Source organism: Actinomadura sp. K4S16 (assembly GCF_008327685.1).
In the GTDB taxonomy this organism is placed as follows: domain Bacteria; phylum Actinomycetota; class Actinomycetes; order Streptosporangiales; family Streptosporangiaceae; genus Spirillospora.
In genome coordinates this window covers 42894-57702 of the sequence record NZ_BDDE01000026.1, presented here as the reverse complement: position 1 = coordinate 57702, position 14809 = coordinate 42894, and the positions used below count along the sequence as shown (strand labels likewise).

Annotated in this window: 16 protein-coding genes; 8 read left to right on the top strand and 8 right to left on the bottom strand. The window is 73.0% G+C overall.

Features of this window, described 5'->3' with window-relative positions; genetic code table 11:
* Nucleotides 1–2: 2 nt before the first annotated feature.
* On the bottom strand, nucleotides 3–140 hold the full coding sequence (locus tag K4S16_RS44700) for a hypothetical protein (RefSeq protein WP_160161165.1): 138 nt from the start codon (nucleotides 138–140) through the stop codon (nucleotides 3–5).
* A 297-nt stretch (nucleotides 141–437) separates the two neighbouring features.
* Here K4S16_RS44700 and K4S16_RS38010 point away from each other — a divergent pair, with 297 nt between their 5' ends.
* The gene (locus K4S16_RS38010; RefSeq protein ID WP_149263938.1) at nucleotides 438–827 is read left to right on the top strand and encodes a YkvA family protein; all 390 of its coding nucleotides are present in this window, start codon (nucleotides 438–440) and stop codon (nucleotides 825–827) included.
* Nucleotides 828–836: 9 nt separating this feature from the next.
* On the opposite strand, the gene K4S16_RS38005 is transcribed toward K4S16_RS38010, so the two are convergent.
* Nucleotides 837–1439: a CGNR zinc finger domain-containing protein gene (locus K4S16_RS38005; protein ID WP_235037341.1), complete on the bottom strand. Its 603-nt coding sequence runs from the start codon at nucleotides 1437–1439 to the stop codon at nucleotides 837–839.
* A gap of 56 nt (nucleotides 1440–1495) precedes the next feature.
* Here K4S16_RS38005 and K4S16_RS38000 point away from each other — a divergent pair, with 56 nt between their 5' ends.
* Nucleotides 1496–2707 (top strand): MFS transporter, encoded by a 1212-nt coding sequence (locus K4S16_RS38000; protein WP_149263936.1) that lies wholly within the window; start codon nucleotides 1496–1498, stop codon nucleotides 2705–2707.
* 26 nt (nucleotides 2708–2733) lie between these two features.
* On the opposite strand, the gene K4S16_RS37995 is transcribed toward K4S16_RS38000, so the two are convergent.
* The gene (locus K4S16_RS37995; RefSeq protein WP_149263935.1) at nucleotides 2734–3420 is read right to left on the bottom strand and encodes a hypothetical protein; all 687 of its coding nucleotides are present in this window, start codon (nucleotides 3418–3420) and stop codon (nucleotides 2734–2736) included.
* Between the two features lie 85 nt (nucleotides 3421–3505).
* Nucleotides 3506–4591 carry an AraC family transcriptional regulator gene (locus K4S16_RS37990; protein WP_200842349.1) on the bottom strand — a complete coding sequence of 362 codons (1086 nt, stop codon included), beginning with the start codon at nucleotides 4589–4591 and terminating at the stop codon, nucleotides 3506–3508.
* Nucleotides 4592–4701: 110 nt separating this feature from the next.
* On the opposite strand from K4S16_RS37990, the gene K4S16_RS37985 reads away from it, so the two are divergent.
* The 3 genes from K4S16_RS37985 (at nucleotide 4702) to K4S16_RS37975 (ending at nucleotide 7483) form a co-directional block, all read left to right on the top strand.
* The gene (locus K4S16_RS37985) at nucleotides 4702–6045 is read left to right on the top strand and encodes an NAD(P)/FAD-dependent oxidoreductase (RefSeq protein WP_149263934.1); all 1344 of its coding nucleotides are present in this window, start codon (nucleotides 4702–4704) and stop codon (nucleotides 6043–6045) included.
* The gene (locus tag K4S16_RS37980) at nucleotides 6042–6830 is read left to right on the top strand and encodes an SDR family oxidoreductase (protein WP_149263933.1); all 789 of its coding nucleotides are present in this window, start codon (nucleotides 6042–6044) and stop codon (nucleotides 6828–6830) included. The genes K4S16_RS37985 and K4S16_RS37980 overlap by 4 nt, the downstream gene beginning before the upstream one ends.
* A gap of 200 nt (nucleotides 6831–7030) precedes the next feature.
* The gene (locus tag K4S16_RS37975) at nucleotides 7031–7483 is read left to right on the top strand and encodes a VOC family protein (protein ID WP_149263932.1); all 453 of its coding nucleotides are present in this window, start codon (nucleotides 7031–7033) and stop codon (nucleotides 7481–7483) included.
* On the opposite strand, the gene K4S16_RS37970 is transcribed toward K4S16_RS37975, so the two are convergent.
* Complete coding sequence (locus K4S16_RS37970; protein WP_149263931.1) at nucleotides 7480–7734, bottom strand: hypothetical protein; 255 nt, start codon at nucleotides 7732–7734, stop codon at nucleotides 7480–7482. The genes K4S16_RS37975 and K4S16_RS37970 overlap by 4 nt on opposite strands.
* 248 nt (nucleotides 7735–7982) lie before the next feature.
* On the opposite strand from K4S16_RS37970, the gene K4S16_RS37965 reads away from it, so the two are divergent.
* Nucleotides 7983–10631: a cation-transporting P-type ATPase gene (locus tag K4S16_RS37965; protein WP_149263930.1), complete on the top strand. Its 2649-nt coding sequence runs from the start codon at nucleotides 7983–7985 to the stop codon at nucleotides 10629–10631.
* 72 nt (nucleotides 10632–10703) lie between these two features.
* Here K4S16_RS37965 and K4S16_RS37960 read toward each other — a convergent pair whose 3' ends face one another.
* Nucleotides 10704–10892 (bottom strand): hypothetical protein, encoded by a 189-nt coding sequence (locus K4S16_RS37960; RefSeq protein WP_149263929.1) that lies wholly within the window; start codon nucleotides 10890–10892, stop codon nucleotides 10704–10706.
* Nucleotides 10893–11234: 342 nt separating this feature from the next.
* Between K4S16_RS37960 and K4S16_RS37955 the strand changes: the two genes are divergently transcribed.
* Nucleotides 11235–12710 (top strand): MFS transporter, encoded by a 1476-nt coding sequence (locus K4S16_RS37955; RefSeq protein WP_149263928.1) that lies wholly within the window; start codon nucleotides 11235–11237, stop codon nucleotides 12708–12710.
* A gap of 25 nt (nucleotides 12711–12735) precedes the next feature.
* Here K4S16_RS37955 and K4S16_RS37950 read toward each other — a convergent pair whose 3' ends face one another.
* Together K4S16_RS37950 and K4S16_RS37945 are read right to left on the bottom strand one after the other, a co-directional pair.
* Nucleotides 12736–12936, bottom strand: a complete 201-nt coding sequence (locus K4S16_RS37950) for a hypothetical protein (protein ID WP_149263927.1) — start codon at nucleotides 12934–12936, stop codon at nucleotides 12736–12738.
* Between the two features lie 89 nt (nucleotides 12937–13025).
* Nucleotides 13026–14084, bottom strand: coding sequence for a helix-turn-helix transcriptional regulator (locus tag K4S16_RS37945; protein ID WP_160161164.1), 1059 nt, complete (start codon nucleotides 14082–14084; stop codon nucleotides 13026–13028).
* A 252-nt stretch (nucleotides 14085–14336) separates the two neighbouring features.
* On the opposite strand from K4S16_RS37945, the gene K4S16_RS37940 reads away from it, so the two are divergent.
* Nucleotides 14337–14759, top strand: coding sequence for a hypothetical protein (locus K4S16_RS37940; RefSeq protein WP_149263925.1), 423 nt, complete (start codon nucleotides 14337–14339; stop codon nucleotides 14757–14759).
* Nucleotides 14760–14809 lie beyond the last annotated feature (50 nt).

Genomic DNA, 14809 nt, shown 5'->3' with positions numbered 1-14809 from the left:
GGCTACCGCTTCTCCTGCTCCTTGGCAGGGACGGCCCGGACGGCGGTGGACCTGGCGAAGAACGCGTCCTCGGCCGTCTTCCGCCCGCCGCGGGCGTCGGCGAGGTTCAGGTGCCCGCTCGCGGATTTCCCGTGTCCCATCGCGGTGTCCTCTCTGTTCTTTCCGGTGGTCGCGGCCCTGGGGCCGCCTGGACGGGCGGCTCGCGGGCGGGTCCCGTCCGCGAGCCGTGATCCGAGGGTCCCCGCCCGCGCTGACGCCGCGGTCACGCGCCGGTCACTCGAAGTCGCGCACCGGCCGTGCGCCCACCGACCGCCGACCGTTGCCCGCCGCCCGTGTGCGCGGCGCCTCGCCGCATTCACGCCGGGCAGTGGCCCCTGAATCGGAGTGAACTCGGCTGGGGCGGCAATACCGGAGGACACGTCCCCCCGGAGGTGCGCATGGTTTGGCTCGGGCTTGTCCTCCTTGTCGCGGGCGCCGTCCCGGCTCTCACCGCGGAAGGTGACCTGGGCGGCGTCGACATCACCGTGGCGGGCGCCGCCGTCATGGCCGTCGGCGCGGTCCTGCTGATCGCGGGCATCCTGCGGCTGCGCAGGCGCCGCCGTGTCGGGCCGGCCGGCAGGGCCGCGCAGGCGTACTACCGGACCTCGACCGGCAAGATCGTCGCGATGGTGGTCGCGGTGATCTACATCGTCTCCCCGGTCGACCTGATCCCGGACGTCTTCCTGCCGTTCGGCATCGTCGACGACGCCACCGCCTTCACCTGGCTGCTGTTCGCGCTCGGCCAGGAGTACACGCGGCGTTCCCGCACGGAACGCCGCGCGCCCTGAAGCGCGGCTTCAGCGGCGGCGGTGTCCTTCCTCGCCGGGGTCTACGGGCTGCATGGCGGAGTGGGCGCGCCGGTGGGCCGCAACGCGTTCGCGGGTCGCGCATCGGCGGGAGCAGTAACGGCGTTCCGGTCCGCTGCCTTGCGCGATGAAGACGTTCTGGCAGCTGGACGACGAGCAGATCCGGCCGGGCGGGCGTTGCCGGTCCCAGACCAGGACGGTCAGGGCCATGCAGGACGAGGCGAGGAGCCACTCGCCCCACGGGGCTTCGTCGTCGCGGTCGAGGTGCGGATGCCAGGGCGTGCCGCCGCCGTGCGAGGTCAGACGGAGCGGCCCGGTGTGCTCGCGCAGGAGGCGGTTGAGGGCGGTGGCGGCGTCGTCCGCGTCCTCCGCGGCGAAGACGTCCCGGAGCAGAGCGGCGGCCGCGTGCATCTCGGCGATATCGCCGGTGCTGAGGCCCGGCGAGGGGACCGTCTCGCCGTAGGCGCCGAGCACGCCGGCAACGGTCGCCGGGTCAGGGCGGTCGTCGGCCAGGGCGTTGACCAGGGCGGCGGTCCGCCGGGCCATGGACAGCACGGAGTGCCGGGTGGACCAGTCGTCGACGGTGGGCCGCATCCAGTCAATGTAACGCATATTGCTATGTTTTAAGTTACTTCCGTAACGTCCTGTCGATGAAGAGGCGTTACTCGTTGTGCTCGTACCTCGCCGGAGCGGTGGCGGCCCGTCTCGGGGACGAGATGTCCGGCCCGGCGCTGATGCTGGCGGGCTTCGCCCTGGCCGGATCGACCACCGACGCCTCGTCGCTGCTCGCGGGCATCACGGTCTCCGCGGCGGTCGGGGGGCCGGTGCTCGGGGTGCTCCTGGACAGGGTGAGCCGGCCGGGCCGCCTGCTGGGCGGAGCCGTCCTGCTGTACGCGGCGGGGCTGGGTGTGATCCTGCTGGGGCTCGGCCGCGTGCCGTTCGCCGTGACCATAGTGATCGCCGTGGCGGCGGGGCTGCTGGGACCGGCCCTGTCCGGCGGATGGACGGCCCAGCTTCCCCGGGTGGCGCCCGGCGACCGTCTGCCGCGGGCGAGCGCCCTCGACGCCATGACCTTCAGCGCGGCGAGCCTGGCAGGTCCCGCTCTCGCGGGCGGTGCGGCGGAGGCGCTGGGGGCGCCGATGGCCGTGGTGGCCGCTGCCGCACTCATCGTCTCGGCGCTGCCCGCCGCGTGGCGGCTGCCCTCCCCGCCCGTCCGGGCCCGGACGGCTCAGGCGACCTCACTGATCGGCGATCTCGCCGCCGGCGCACGGGTCATCATCGGCAGACGGCTCCTGGCGCGAGCGACCCTCGCCTCGGTGGTCTGCTGCGCCGCTCAGGGCATGCTGACCGCCTGCGTCCCGCTGCTGGGGGAGCGCGTCCTGGGCGGCGCGGGGCGCGGCATGGTCCTGCTGTCCTGCTCGGCGGTCTCCGCCCTGGCGGCCAACGCCCTGCTGGCCCGGTTCCCGCGCGCCGTCGACCCCGACACGATCATCTGGGTCGCGGCCCTGGTCCAGGCCGCCGCGTTCGCCCTGGCGGCCCCGGGACGGCCGGCCGCGCTGATCGCGGCCGTCGTCGTCGCCGGTATCGGTGAGGGCCCCCAGCTGGCCGCGCTGTTCGCGATCCGGCACCGGGAGGCCCCGGAGAAGCTGCGCGGCCAGATCTTCACCACCGGCGCCAGCCTCAAGATCACCGGATTCGCCGTGGGGGCGGCGGTCGCCGGACCGCTCGCGGCCCGGTCCCTCCCGGGCGCCCTGGCACTCGCGTCGGGCGTGGCGGCCTCGGCGGCACTGGCCGCCCTCATCATCCCCTCGGCTCCGGTCAACTCCCGGAGGGAGGAACCAGCTGACCGTGTTCGGCGCTGAAGGGCCGCTGGCCTGGGCTGGGCCGGTCAGGGTCGGCGATCCTCCCGGGGCGGGAGGTAGGGGCGGAAGTGGTCGGCGACGATGTCGGCGACGGCGCCGGCGTCGCGGGTTCCGTCGACCTCGATGACGCGGATGCCGTGGCGCCGGGCGGAGCGGACGGCGTCGTCGGCGACGAGGCGGTCCCGTTCGAGCCGGTTGCGTTGGGCCCGGGCGGGGTCGCTGACACGGCCGCCGAAGGCGGCGGCTCGGGGGAGTTCGCGCAGTTGCCGGTCGCGGAACGCTTCGGTGGGAACCATGACGACCATCCGCCGGGGCGAGTCGATGAGGGGTGCGACCAGTTCGGGGCGCAGTCCCCAGCCTTCGGCGATGACGGGCCGTCCGGGGATCAGGGCGCGCAGGTCGTCCAGGGCCCACTCGAAGCGGGCCGGGAAGCCGGCGAGGGTGTCGGCGGCCATCTCCTGCGGGGTGGTGTTCACCCAGACGGCGTCGGGGTCCGGGGCGTCGGGCGGGTGGCCGAGCCTGATCCGGCGGGCGATCCGGCGGTCGTTGTGGCCGCGCGCGTCGTGGTAGTCGTAGTTGTAGGCGGTGAGCCCGTACCGGTCGGCCAGCAGCCGGGCCACGGTGGACTTGCCGGCCCACTGCCCGCCACCGATCCAAAGGACCCTGCGAAGCGTGCCGAACGGATCCCAGACCTCGCCGCCGTCGGCACCCATGTTCCCAGACCTCCTTCTCGAGTGCGGCTGATGCGATCAAACGCAATCGTCTGAAGGGTGCAGCACGCAAGCGGCAGGCGCATCGTCACCGCCTCCCGTTACCGGCCTGGGTGCTCGACCGCTCAGGGGGCGCCGGCCTTGGCTGCCCCGGGGACGTTTTGCGGGTGGTGCTGGGTGGGTGGCCGGTCCAGCGGATGCAGGCGCGGCGGAACTCGCGGGCGTCGCTGAAGCCGACCTCGTGGGCGATGGCGTCGACGGGGAGGGCGGTCTCGAGGAGGAGGAAGGTGGCGCGGCGTTCGCGTACGCGGTCGCGGATGGTGCTGTAGTGCTCGCCTGAGGCGGCGAGCTGGCGGCGCAGGGTGCGTTCGGTGATGTGGAGGTGCCGGGCCGCCTCGGCCATGGTGAGCGGGCGGCGGAGGTCCTGGTCGAGCAGGGTCTCGACGGTGACGGTGATGTCGGAGCGGGCGGTGCCGAGGTCGAGGAGGCCGCGGCAGGCGGCGATGGCGGCGGCACGGGTCGGTTCGCTGTGGGTGGGGAAGGCGAGCCCGAGCAGGGCGCCCGGGTAGACCATGCGGTTGGCGGCGGCGTCGAACAGGATGGGGCAGCGGAAGAAGCGCCGGTACTCCTCGGCGTAGGGCGGGGCGGGGTAGGCCAGCTCGATGCGGGTGGGCGACCAGTCCGCGCCCAGCATGGAGCGGAGGAGGACGAGAGTGCTGCACATCGCCTCCTCGCAGAGGAAGGCGATCAGTTCGGGGTCGGGGCGCCGCTCATGGAACCGGAGCGCGGCCGTGTCGCCGAAGGCCTCGGCCTCCACGTCGAGCAGGCTTCCCGCGGCCTGGTGCAGTTCGAGGGCCAGGGAGAGGGCTTCCTTCGCGGTGGAGCAGGAGCGCAGGGCGACGCCGAGCATGCCGAACGACAGCAGGACGTCCCGGCCGCCGACCCGCATGCCGAGCGGCTTGCCGGGCATCGCCCGCATGGCGCGCCGCAGGACGGTGCTCGCCTGCCGGAAGGAGACCTTCAGGGTGCCCGAGGTGAGCAGTACTGCCGGCTCCAGCCCGGTGCCGGCGAACCAGGAGACGATCGGAAGGCCCTCGCGCTGCCCGATCTCGACCAGCCCGACGAGGACGCTCGGGGGGATGACCGCCTCGTTGAGCCGTGCGTCGCCGCTCACACGTCCCCCTAGGTGTCCGGTCTGCCCCCCACGCTAGCCCGGATTCGCCCTCCCGGGCTCCCGAGCCTGGACGTTGGATCGAGCGTAGTCACACGTCCAGAGGAGTGTTCATGGCGGGGAACGGATCGGAACCCGAGAGGGTGTGCGTCGTCGGCGCCGGGCCGGCGGGCCTGTCGGCCGCCCGTGCCCTCCAGCGGCTCGGCATCGCCTACGACCAGTACGAGCGGCATAACGATGTCGGCGGCATCTGGAGTCTCGACAACCCGGGCACGCCGATGTACGAATCGGCGCACTTCATCTCCTCGCGGAAGACCTCCGGGTTCTTCGACTTCCCGATGCCCGAGGACTTTCCCGACTACCCCGGCCACCGGCTGATCCTGCAGTACACCCGGGACTTCGCCGACGCCTACGGCCTGCGCGAGGCGATCCGCTTCGGCACCGCCGTCAGCGCGGTGGAACGGTCCGGCGACGCATGGGCCGTGACCGCGGAGGACGGCTCGCGCCACCGCTACCGGGCGGTCGTGTGCGCGACCGGCGTGACCTGGACGCCGCGCATGCCGCGGCACCCCGGCACGTTCACCGGGGAGATCCGGCACTCGTCCTCCTACCGCAGCCCGGAGGAGTTCCGCGGCAAGCGCGTGCTGGTGGTGGGCCTGGGCAACTCTGGCGCCGACATCGCCTGCGACGCCGCCGCCAGCGCGGAGGCCGCCTTCGTCAGCGTCCGGCGCGGCTACCATCTGATCCCCAAGCACATCTTCGGCGTCCCCAGCGACGAGTTCGCCGCCAAAGGGCCGCGGTTGCCGCTGCGCTTGGAGCGCCCGCTGTTCGCCGCGACGCTCCGGCTCCTCCAAGGCGATCTCACCAGGTACGGGCTGCCCAAGCCCGACCACAAGCTGTTCGAGTCGCACCCGCTGCTCAACAGTCAGCTGATCCACCACCTCCAGCACGGCGACGTCGCGGTCCGGCCGGACATCGCGAGCCTGGACGGCGACCGGGTCCGCTTCACCGACGGCACCGGCGAGCGGATCGACCTGGTGCTCTACGCCACCGGCTACGACTGGGACATCCCGTACGCCGAGAAGTACTTCACCTGGAACGACGGCCGACCCGAGCTGTACCTGACCGCGTTCAGCCGCGAGCACCGCAACCTGTTCGGCCTCGGCTACCTGGAGATCAACTCCAGCGCGTACACCGTCTTCGACCACATCAGCAACATCCTGGCCCAGTACCTCCACGACCAGGAGCACGCGCCGGCCCGCGCGGCGCGGTTCGACCGCATGATCGCGAAGGACCGTCCCAGGCTCGACGGCGGAATCCGCTTCCTCGACTCGGCGCGTCACCGGTCCTACGTCGACGCCCACGCCTACCGCGGATACCTCGGCACGATAGGCGGACACATGGGCTGGACCGGCCTGACCCCCGGCATGTTCGACCGGCAGCGGAGGTCGGCATGAGGGTCGCCGTCGTCACCGGCGCGGCCGGAGCCATCGGAACCGCGATCACCCTCCGCCTCCAGGAGCGCGGCTTCCACGTCATCGCCGTCGACCTGGACGCCGCCGGGCTCGACCGGCTTCCCCGTCCCGTGACACGGCTGCGCCTCGATCTGACCGAACCCGGCTTCCACCAGGACGTCGTGGCGGCCGTCGAGGCCTCCGGCGGCCGGTGCGACCTGCTCGTCAACAACGCGGGGATCGTCGTCACCCGGCCGTTCGAGGAGGTGACCGTCGAGGACAGCCGCCGCGAGCAGCTGATCAACCTCCAGGCGCCCATGCAGCTCAGCCGCGCGCTCTACCCGGCCCTGCGCCGGGTCCCCGGCCGGATCGTCTCCGTCGTGTCGCTGGGCGCGATGATGCCGCTCGCGGAGAGCGCCGGCTACTGCGCGTCGAAGGCGGGGCTGCGGGCGTTCATGCTCGCGCTCGCGATGCTCGAACGTGAGACGGGCGTGCGCGTCGGCATGGTCCACCCCGGCGCCGTGGACACCCCGATGCTCCGCCACGAGGCCGCCAACGGAGGCTCCGCTCTCAACTTCCTCAGCGAACCGCTCAGCCCCGACGCCGTCGCCCGGGCGGTCGTCGCCAACCTGGACCGGCCCCGCCTGGAGACCAACCTGCCCCGGCACGACGGGTGGCTCCTCAAGACCGCCGGCCTGACCCCCGGCGTCCTCCCTCGCATCCGGCCGCTGCTCGAACGGCTCGCACAGCCCGGGCTCCGCAAGTACCGGCGGGACCACGGAATGTGATGAGGGCGGGGGCGGCTTAGCCAGGATTTGACGGTTTCGGTGACGACTCGATAGCGCCGGACGTGGCGTACTGCTGTGGCGACAATGGACGATTCCTTTGTCGTTCGGGCGGTGGCCACGGCCGGGCCCGTCCGCGCCGGAGGAAACGCGCACCGCCGGCTCGGGGGCAGAGGCAGTACCTGCGGCATGGAGGAATCCGAATGTCGGACCAAGGCGACCTTCCGGCGCCGAGCCAGGGGCTCGTGGTCACGCACTTCCTGACCGTCCGGGACGTGGCCGTCTCCAGGGAGTTCTACGCGAACGTCCTCGGCGGCAAGGTGGTGCTCCGTGAGAACCCGGCGATCGTGCAGGTGGCCAACACCTGGATCATCATGAACCCCGGCGGCGGCCCCACCCCGGACAAGCCCGACGTGGTCCTCAGGCCGCCCGAGCCCGGCGATCCGGTGTCGGCCTTCCTCAACGTCCGGGTGGCGGACATCGAAGCGTTCTACGCCGAGGCCACCGCCCAGGGTGCGGAGTTCCTGACCGAGCCCCTGGACCGCAAGGCGGAGATCCGCTGCTACATGCGCGACCCGGACGGATATCTCATCGAGGTCGGGCAGGCTACGGGCATGCTCCGCGGTGTCTTTGCCGACCGTTCGGCGCCCGATTAGCGGACATATTCGGCTGCCTGCCCCGCGTCGGGGGCAAGGAGGCGGCGGATGCGCTCATGCTCGGCGGCCATCTCCGGTGTGGCGAGGAAGTCGTCGAGATCGGCGGAGACCTGGTGGTCGACCTCCTCGATGGCGCGCATGGCGAGTTCGTAGAGCTCGGTGACCGTCTCCTCGCCGAAGGCGCGAGCGTCGTCGTCGGCGGCTCCGATGATCAGGCGGAGAACGTCCGCTTCGAGCTCACTGTGGTTCACCCCCGAAGCCTAGCGGTCGTCTCCGGAAGCGGACCATTCCTTCGGGAACGGCTCCGCCTTTCGGTATACCCGCGATTTCATGTGCCGGAATGGTTCCGCAGGGTGAGCGAGGCTCGCCGGCCGGCCATCTCATGCGTTCGTGTCATGCCTCGCCTCCATGGACCGGGGAGGGTGAGGGGGTGTCATCGACACCACCGCATTGAAGGCGTGCGGGTGCGTCGCACGTCCGCAATGGAGTCACCGGTCCAATGATCACGCAGAAGCCCCTCCACCCCGTCCGACGGGGACTGACATCAGACGAGGCCGCCGTACGGCTGCGGCGGGACGGGCCGAACCTGCTCCCGGCGGAGCGGCCGCCCTCTCCGCTGGTGTCGCTGGCGAGGCAGATGGTGCACTTCTTCGCGCTGCTGCTGTGGGCGGCCGCGGTCCTCGCCTATGTCGGCGGCCTGCCGGAGCTCGCGGCGGCCATCGTCGTGGTGGTCGTCCTCAACGGGGTCTTCGCGTTCGCCCAGGAGTACCGGGCCGAGCGGGCCGGCAGGCGGCTGCGGGAGCTGCTGCCGGCCCGGGTGACGGTCCGCCGGGACGGGCACCGCACGGTGATCGACACCAAGGACCTCGTGGCCGGGGACATCGTCCTGCTGGAGGCCGGCGACCGGGTCTCGGCCGACCTCGAACTCCTGGAGACGCACGCCCTGGCGGTCGACGAGTCGACGCTCACCGGCGAGAGCGTCCCGGCCCGGCCGGAGGCGGGCGGCCGCGCGCATGCGGGCACGTTCGTGACCGAGGGGGAGGCGGAGGCGAGGGTCACGGCCACGGGGGCGCGGACCCGGCTGGCGGGCATCGCCGCGCTGTCCCGCACCGCCGGGCGGCGCCCCAGCCCGCTGACGAGGCAGCTGCACCGGGTGGTGCGGGTCGTCGCGCTGACCGCGGTCGGCGTCGGCGCGGCGTTCTTCGGGGCCGCCGTGCTGCTCGGACTGCCGCCCGGCAAGGGCTTCCTGCTGGCCGTGGGCGTCACCGTCGCGCTGGTACCGGAAGGACTGCTGCCGACCGTCACGCTGTCGCTGGCCCGCGCCGCGCAGCGGATGGCCGGGAGCAAGGCCCTGGTGCGGCGGCTGGAGGCGGTGGAGACGCTCGGCTCCACCACGTTCATCTGCACCGACAAGACCGGCACGCTGACGTACAACGAGATGACTGCCGTCCAGGTCTGGACGCCGTCCGGAGAAGTGCGGATCGAGGGAAGCGGATACTCCCCGGACGGCCGGCTCATCGGCGGGCCGGACGCGGTGGAGGCCGTCCGGAGGCTCGCCGTCACCGCCTACCGCTGCTCCACCGGGCGGACGCGGCGCCAGGACGGCCGCTGGCGAGCGGTCGGGGACCCGATGGAGGCGGCCCTGCACGCGCTCGGGCTCCGGGCCGGGGCGGATCTGTCCGACGAGCCCGAGCGGCGCCGCTACCCCTTCGACGCGAAGCGGCGGCGCTCCTCCTCGCTCACCGCCAGCGGACTGCACCTGAAAGGCGCTCCCGACTCGGTGCTGCCGCGCTGCGCGCCGGTGCCGGGAGCCGAAGAGGCCCTCGCCGCCATGACCGGACGAGGCCTGCGCGTCCTCGCCGTCGCCGTCCGCCTGCCCGGCGACCTGCCGGACGACCTGCCCGCCGACCCCGACCAGGCCGAGCGCGGACTGGCGCTGCTCGGCCTGGTCGGCCTCCAGGACCCGCCCCGTGACGACGTCGCCGACGCGATCGCGTCCTGCCGCCGGGCGGGCATCCGGCTCGCCATGATCACGGGGGACCATCCGGCGACCGCCCACGCCATCGCCGCCGAGGTCGGGCTGTCCGAGCCGGGGAGCCCGGTGGTGACCGGGGCCGACCTGCCTCGGGACGAGGCCGAGCTCGGGCGGCTGCTGGACGGCGACGGCGTGGTCGTCGCCCGCGTCACCCCCGAGGACAAGCTGCGGATCGCCCGGGCCCTGCAGGGACGCGGGCACGTGGTGGCCATGACCGGCGACGGCGTCAACGACGGCCCGGCGCTGCGGCAGGCCGACATCGGCGTGGCGATGGGCGCGTCCGGCACCGACGTCGCCCGCGAGGCCGCCGACCTCGTCCTCCTGGACGACCACTTCGCCACGATCGTCGCGGCGGTGGAGCTGGGCCGGGCGACCTTCTCCAACATCCGCCGGTTCCTGACCTACCACCTCACCGACAATGTCGCCGAACTGGTGCCGTTCGCGGCGTGGGCGGTGACGGGCGGGCAGCTCCCGCTGGCGCTCGGCGTGCTGCAGATCCTCGCCCTGGACGTCGGCACCGACATCCTGCCCGCGCTCGCGCTCGGAGCCGAACCCGCCGGGCGGCACACCCTGGAGGGGCGCGCCCGCGACGACCGCCTCATCGACCGCCGCCTCCTCGGCCGGGTCTTCGGCGTCCTCGGGCCCGTCGAGGCCGCCGCGACCATGGCCGCCTTCGCCGCCGTCCTCGTCGCCGGAGGATGGAGCTGGGGCGAGACGCCCTCCGCCGCGCTGCTGTCCACGGCGTCCGGCACCGCGTTCGCCGCCATCATGCTCGGGCAGATGGCGACCGCGTTCTCGTGCCGCAGCGAATCGCGGTGGGCGGGCCGGCTCCGCTGGAACGGCAACCCGCTGCTGCTGTGGGCGGTCGCGACCGATCTGGTGCTGATGTTCGTCTTCCTCGGGGTTCCGCCGGTGGCCCATCTGCTCGGCGGCGGCCTCCCGTCCGCGCTCGGCTGGGCGGTCGCCCTCACCGCCGTGCCGGCCGTCCTGCTGGCCGACGCGGCCGCCAAGGCCGTCCGGGGACGCGGAGCCGCAGCGGCGGGCCGGACCAGGCCAAGCCGGAGCGTGCTCGACCGGCTGACGATGAGAAAGCGCGGAACCCAGCCGCGGTGAAGAAGGCTGCCATGAGCGTGCCCCCCGGCCCAACAGGGGCCGGGGGGCGGACGGCGGTCGGTGCACGCCCCGCTACGGACTGCCTCCCCGCCAACTGATGAGCTCGTCCTTGGTGACGCCGTACCGGGCGAGGAAGCTCTCCGCGAGGTCGTATTCGACAGGGTCCGGCAGTACTCGCTCGGCTTCGTCCGCCACGCCAGGCAGGCCCGCTGTCAGGAGCATCTGAACGACGTGCCGCTTGGGGACTTCCAGTTCTTCCACCGCATCTCCTTTCCTGCGCGGTCCCGCCCTTCCATGGGGAACCGCTTGCCCTCGTCAGTGAGGGGGTGTCGACGCCGGTGGTCGGCGACGCCGCCACTGCCGAGTGGCCCTGCTCGCCGGGGCCTCCATCGCTCCTCGGTCACCAGTTACGACAGGGCGGCCTTGCGTCCTGTGACAACTCCGGCCCGCGCCGGTGCCTGTCACAGATGCGGGGGCGGCCCTGTCTTAGCTGGCGGACCCCCTCCTGGACGAGGCCGGTCCGGGTTCATCGTGGAGGTGCGGCGCAATGGAGAGTGTGATCATCGGCGCGGGGCCCGGCGATTCCGATCGCCGGCTGACGACATGAGCATCCGGTACGCGACGGCGCAGGGGCGGTGGGTGATCGCCGCGACCGTCCTCGGATCGGCGATCGCCTCGCTCGACGCGACCGTGGTGGGCATCGCGCTGCCCGCCATCGGCCGCGACTTCGGCACCGGCCTGGCCGCCCTGCAGTGGATCGTCACCGCCTACACCCTCACCCTCGCGGGTCTGCTCCTGGTCGCGGGCGCCCTCGGCGACCACTACGGCCGCCGCCGCGTCTTCCTCGCCGGGGTCGTCTGGTTCGCGCTCGCGTCCACCCTCTGCGCGTTCGCGCCGACCCCCGGCACCCTCGTCGCCGCACGTGCCCTGCAGGGCGTCGGCGCGGCGCTGCTCACTCCCGGCAGCCTCGCGATCCTGGAGGCCTCGTTCCATCCCGACGACCGCTCCCGGGCGATCGGCGCGTGGTCCGGGCTGAGCGGCGTCGCCTCCGCGGCCGGCCCGTTCGTCGGCGGCTGGCTCGTCCAGGCGGCGAGCTGGCGGCTCATCTTCCTGATCAACCTGCCGGTGGCCGCGGTGGTCATCGTCCTGGCCGTGCGGCACGTCCCCGAGTCCCGCGACCCGGACGCGGCAGGCCGGATCGACATCGCCGGCGGCGCCCTGGCCACCCTGGGCCTGGTCGGCCTGACCTACGGACTGATCACAGGCGCGGCCGGGATCCCGGCGATCATCGCGGGGACGGTCCTGCTCGCCGGCTTCGTGCTGCTGGAAGGCCGGATCCGGCACCCGATGCTGCCGCTCGGCCTCTTCCGCTCCCGGCAGTTCAGCGTGACGAACATCGTCACCTTCGTCGTGTACGGGGCGCTGGGCGGCGCCTTGTTCCTGCTGCCCATCCAGTTGCAGCAGGTCTCCGGCTACACCGCTTTCGAGGCGGGCGTCTCCCTCCTGCCGGTCACCGCGATCATGCTCGCCCTCTCGGCCCGTTCCGGCGCCCTCGCCGCCCGCATCGGACCCCGGCTACAGATGAGCCTGGGCCCGATCGTCATCGGCACCGGCTTCGGCCTGTTCGTCCGCATCGGCCCCTCGGGGGACTACCTCACCGAGTCCCTGCCCGCCGTCACCGCCCTGGGCCTCGGCCTGGCGATCACCGTCGCGCCGCTGACGGCCACGGTCCTGGCCGCCGTCCCCGCCGAGCACGCGGGCATGGCCTCGGCCGTGAACAACGACGTGGCCCGAGCCGCCTCGCTCGTCGCCGTCGCCGTCTTCCCGGCCCTCGCCGGGATCACCGGAGACGCCTACATGCATCCGGCGGCGTTCTCCACCGGCTTCCACACCGCCGCGCTCCTCGCCGCGGGCCTGTGCGTCTTCGCCGGGATCCTCGCGGCGGCCGCCGTCCGCAACCCGCCGGGACCGGCACAGGCCCCGGGCTTCCACTGCGCGGTGGACGCGCCACCGCTGCGCGAAGGTCGCGGCAGGTGGAGGGGACATCCCTCTGGCGCAGGGCTGCGCGACCGTTCCTGAGGCGCCGCGGCATCGCCTATCGAGGTCAGGGCGGGGGCGGGGTGGTGTGGTACAGGTGCAGCAGGCCGCGGGTCACGGCGGCCGACCATACGGTCGCGTGCTGCTCGCCTGGGATGATCTCGCTGCGCACGTCGATCTCCTCATGGTCGCGCAGCCGCTCGGTGAACGCGGCCAGATCGGCCACCATGTCGAGCCCCGACAGGGATCGCCGCATCGCGGCGGGCATGACGGGCCAATGCTCCATCCTGCGGGCCGGGTGGAGTCCCGGCCTGGCCGCCGGCGTCGCCGACCAGGACCGCCGGCCGTCCTGCCACCTCAGCCGAGCAGCCCGGCGATGAGCTCCTCGCGCGCGCGGACGCCGGTCTTGCGGTAGATCGATTTGAAGTGGTCGTTCAGGGTGTGGGGGGACATCTCCAGACGCCGGGCGATCTGCTTGGCGGCCATGCCCTGCAGCACGTGGCCGACGATCGCGCTCTCCCTGGGGGACAGGCCATGCCACAGTGCCATCGCCGGCAGCAGCTCGGTACCGGTCGCCGGTTGGATCGTCACCGCCACCGCGCCCGGTCCCGCACCGGTCATGGGCTGGGCGCGCAGGACGATCCATCCGCGGCGGGTGGGGACGCGGGTCAGGCAGGGCGCCCCGGTCCCGCGCGTCGCCTGGGTGAGGTTCCAGACGGTGCTCTCCAAGGGCGCGGCAGGTGCGGCGAGCGCGGCGGCGGAAACGCCGGCGGGAACGGTCCCCAACTCGGCGATCCGGTCGCGCACGGACGGAGTGGCGGCCACGACCGTCTCGTCGGCTCCGACCACGAGCACGCCCGGTGGCCGGTCCAGACTGCTGGGCTCCAGCGGCCCGCTGGAGACATAGCGCTTCATCGCGGCGACGACGGCCCGGCCGAGCCGCTGGGCATGCTCCGCCTCGACGGCCGAGAACGGCCGGCTCCCCCGTGCGCGTACGAGGACCAGGCCGCCCCAGGTGACCCCTGCACCGGCCAGTGCGACGCGCAGCTCACTGCCGACGCCTTCGCCGGCCATCACCGCGCGCATCGAGGGACTGCGGCAGGGCCCGGGGCCGTCGGTGTTGAGCACCATCGAACGGCGCGGGCCGTTGACCAGCTGTTCGAGCGTGACGGGATCGTCGCCTTCCGCCCGGGCGCCCAGAGTCAGCCGGCGGGCGGCCGCGGGGCTGTAGCCGTGCTCTCTGGCAAGGAAGGACCCGGCGCCGGTGACCGGGTCCACGGCCGCGAGCATGTACCCGTCGTGCGGCACCACTCGTCCGATCCACTGTGAGATCGCCGCGCCCAGTTCCGCGTTGGTGCCGGCCTCCGCCGCCGCCCCGATCAACGCGGCGCGGGCCCCGATCGCCACCCCGGTCACCCGGTCAGTATCACCCGAGAAGCCGATTCGCATCGCCGCCCGGGGACCCGTCTCTCCGGCAGGTGGCGGCAACGTCACCATGGCGATCGGACGGGTGCCGGACCCCGCGCCGGCCAATCAGAACAAACCGCGCGAACCGGGGGAGAAGTAGTCGACGCGTCATGGCAACCCCCTTGGTCAGGGGGCTGCTGCGGCCGTCCGGGGTGGGTGAACGTGGCAGTGCACGAAGCCTTTCACCGAACAGGAGGCATCATGATCATCAAACTCGCGGCCGCCGCACTCACCCTCGCGGGCGGTCTGGCCCTGGCCCCCGGCGCCGCCCTGGCCGCGCCCGCGGTGCCGGCGTCCGCGCAGAGCGCGGCGCTCGCCGCGCCCGGCTTCAACGCCGGCGGCACCTACCGGCTCTTCCAGAGCAACGGGGCCACCCCGCAGGTCAACGTGACGCAGGACGGCAGCGGCAGGCTCTTCGGGACCGCGTCCGGCGACAACGCGGTCGGGACGATCGAGGAAGGAGCGGTGGAGGGCACCAGCATCTCCTTCACCATCGGATGGTCCAACGGGTCCCGGGGACGCTACATCGGCTCGCTGGGCTCCGACAGGCGCCTGACGGGCACCACGTTCGACCTGGCCCACCCCACCAGTCAGGCGACCTGGTTCACCGACCGGACCTTCTGAGCCCGGTACCGGGCACACCGGGGTCCTGGACGAACGGGGTCCCGGACGGG

What these genes read in the sequence shown, in the direction of transcription:
- K4S16_RS37950 (WP_149263927.1), bottom strand. Translation starts at nt 12,936, where the DNA reads ATGCCCGCCGCGATGCGGCGATCCCTGTCGGGGCTCGACATGGTGGCC.
- K4S16_RS37995 (WP_149263935.1), bottom strand. Translation starts at nt 3,420, where the DNA reads ATGGGTGCCGACGGCGGCGAGGTCTGGGATCCGTTCGGCACGCTTCGC.
- K4S16_RS37965 (WP_149263930.1), top strand. Translation starts at nt 7,983, where the DNA reads ATGATCACGCAGAAGCCCCTCCACCCCGTCCGACGGGGACTGACATCA.
- K4S16_RS38010 (WP_149263938.1), top strand. Translation starts at nt 438, where the DNA reads ATGGTTTGGCTCGGGCTTGTCCTCCTTGTCGCGGGCGCCGTCCCGGCT.
- K4S16_RS38005 (WP_235037341.1), bottom strand. Translation starts at nt 1,439, where the DNA reads ATGCGGCCCACCGTCGACGACTGGTCCACCCGGCACTCCGTGCTGTCC.
- K4S16_RS37985 (WP_149263934.1), top strand. Translation starts at nt 4,702, where the DNA reads ATGGCGGGGAACGGATCGGAACCCGAGAGGGTGTGCGTCGTCGGCGCC.
- K4S16_RS44700 (WP_160161165.1), bottom strand. Translation starts at nt 140, where the DNA reads ATGGGACACGGGAAATCCGCGAGCGGGCACCTGAACCTCGCCGACGCC.
- K4S16_RS37975 (WP_149263932.1), top strand. Translation starts at nt 7,031, where the DNA reads ATGTCGGACCAAGGCGACCTTCCGGCGCCGAGCCAGGGGCTCGTGGTC.
- K4S16_RS38000 (WP_149263936.1), top strand. Translation starts at nt 1,496, where the DNA reads ATGAAGAGGCGTTACTCGTTGTGCTCGTACCTCGCCGGAGCGGTGGCG.
- K4S16_RS37940 (WP_149263925.1), top strand. Translation starts at nt 14,337, where the DNA reads ATGATCATCAAACTCGCGGCCGCCGCACTCACCCTCGCGGGCGGTCTG.
- K4S16_RS37955 (WP_149263928.1), top strand. Translation starts at nt 11,235, where the DNA reads ATGAGCATCCGGTACGCGACGGCGCAGGGGCGGTGGGTGATCGCCGCG.
- K4S16_RS37980 (WP_149263933.1), top strand. Translation starts at nt 6,042, where the DNA reads ATGAGGGTCGCCGTCGTCACCGGCGCGGCCGGAGCCATCGGAACCGCG.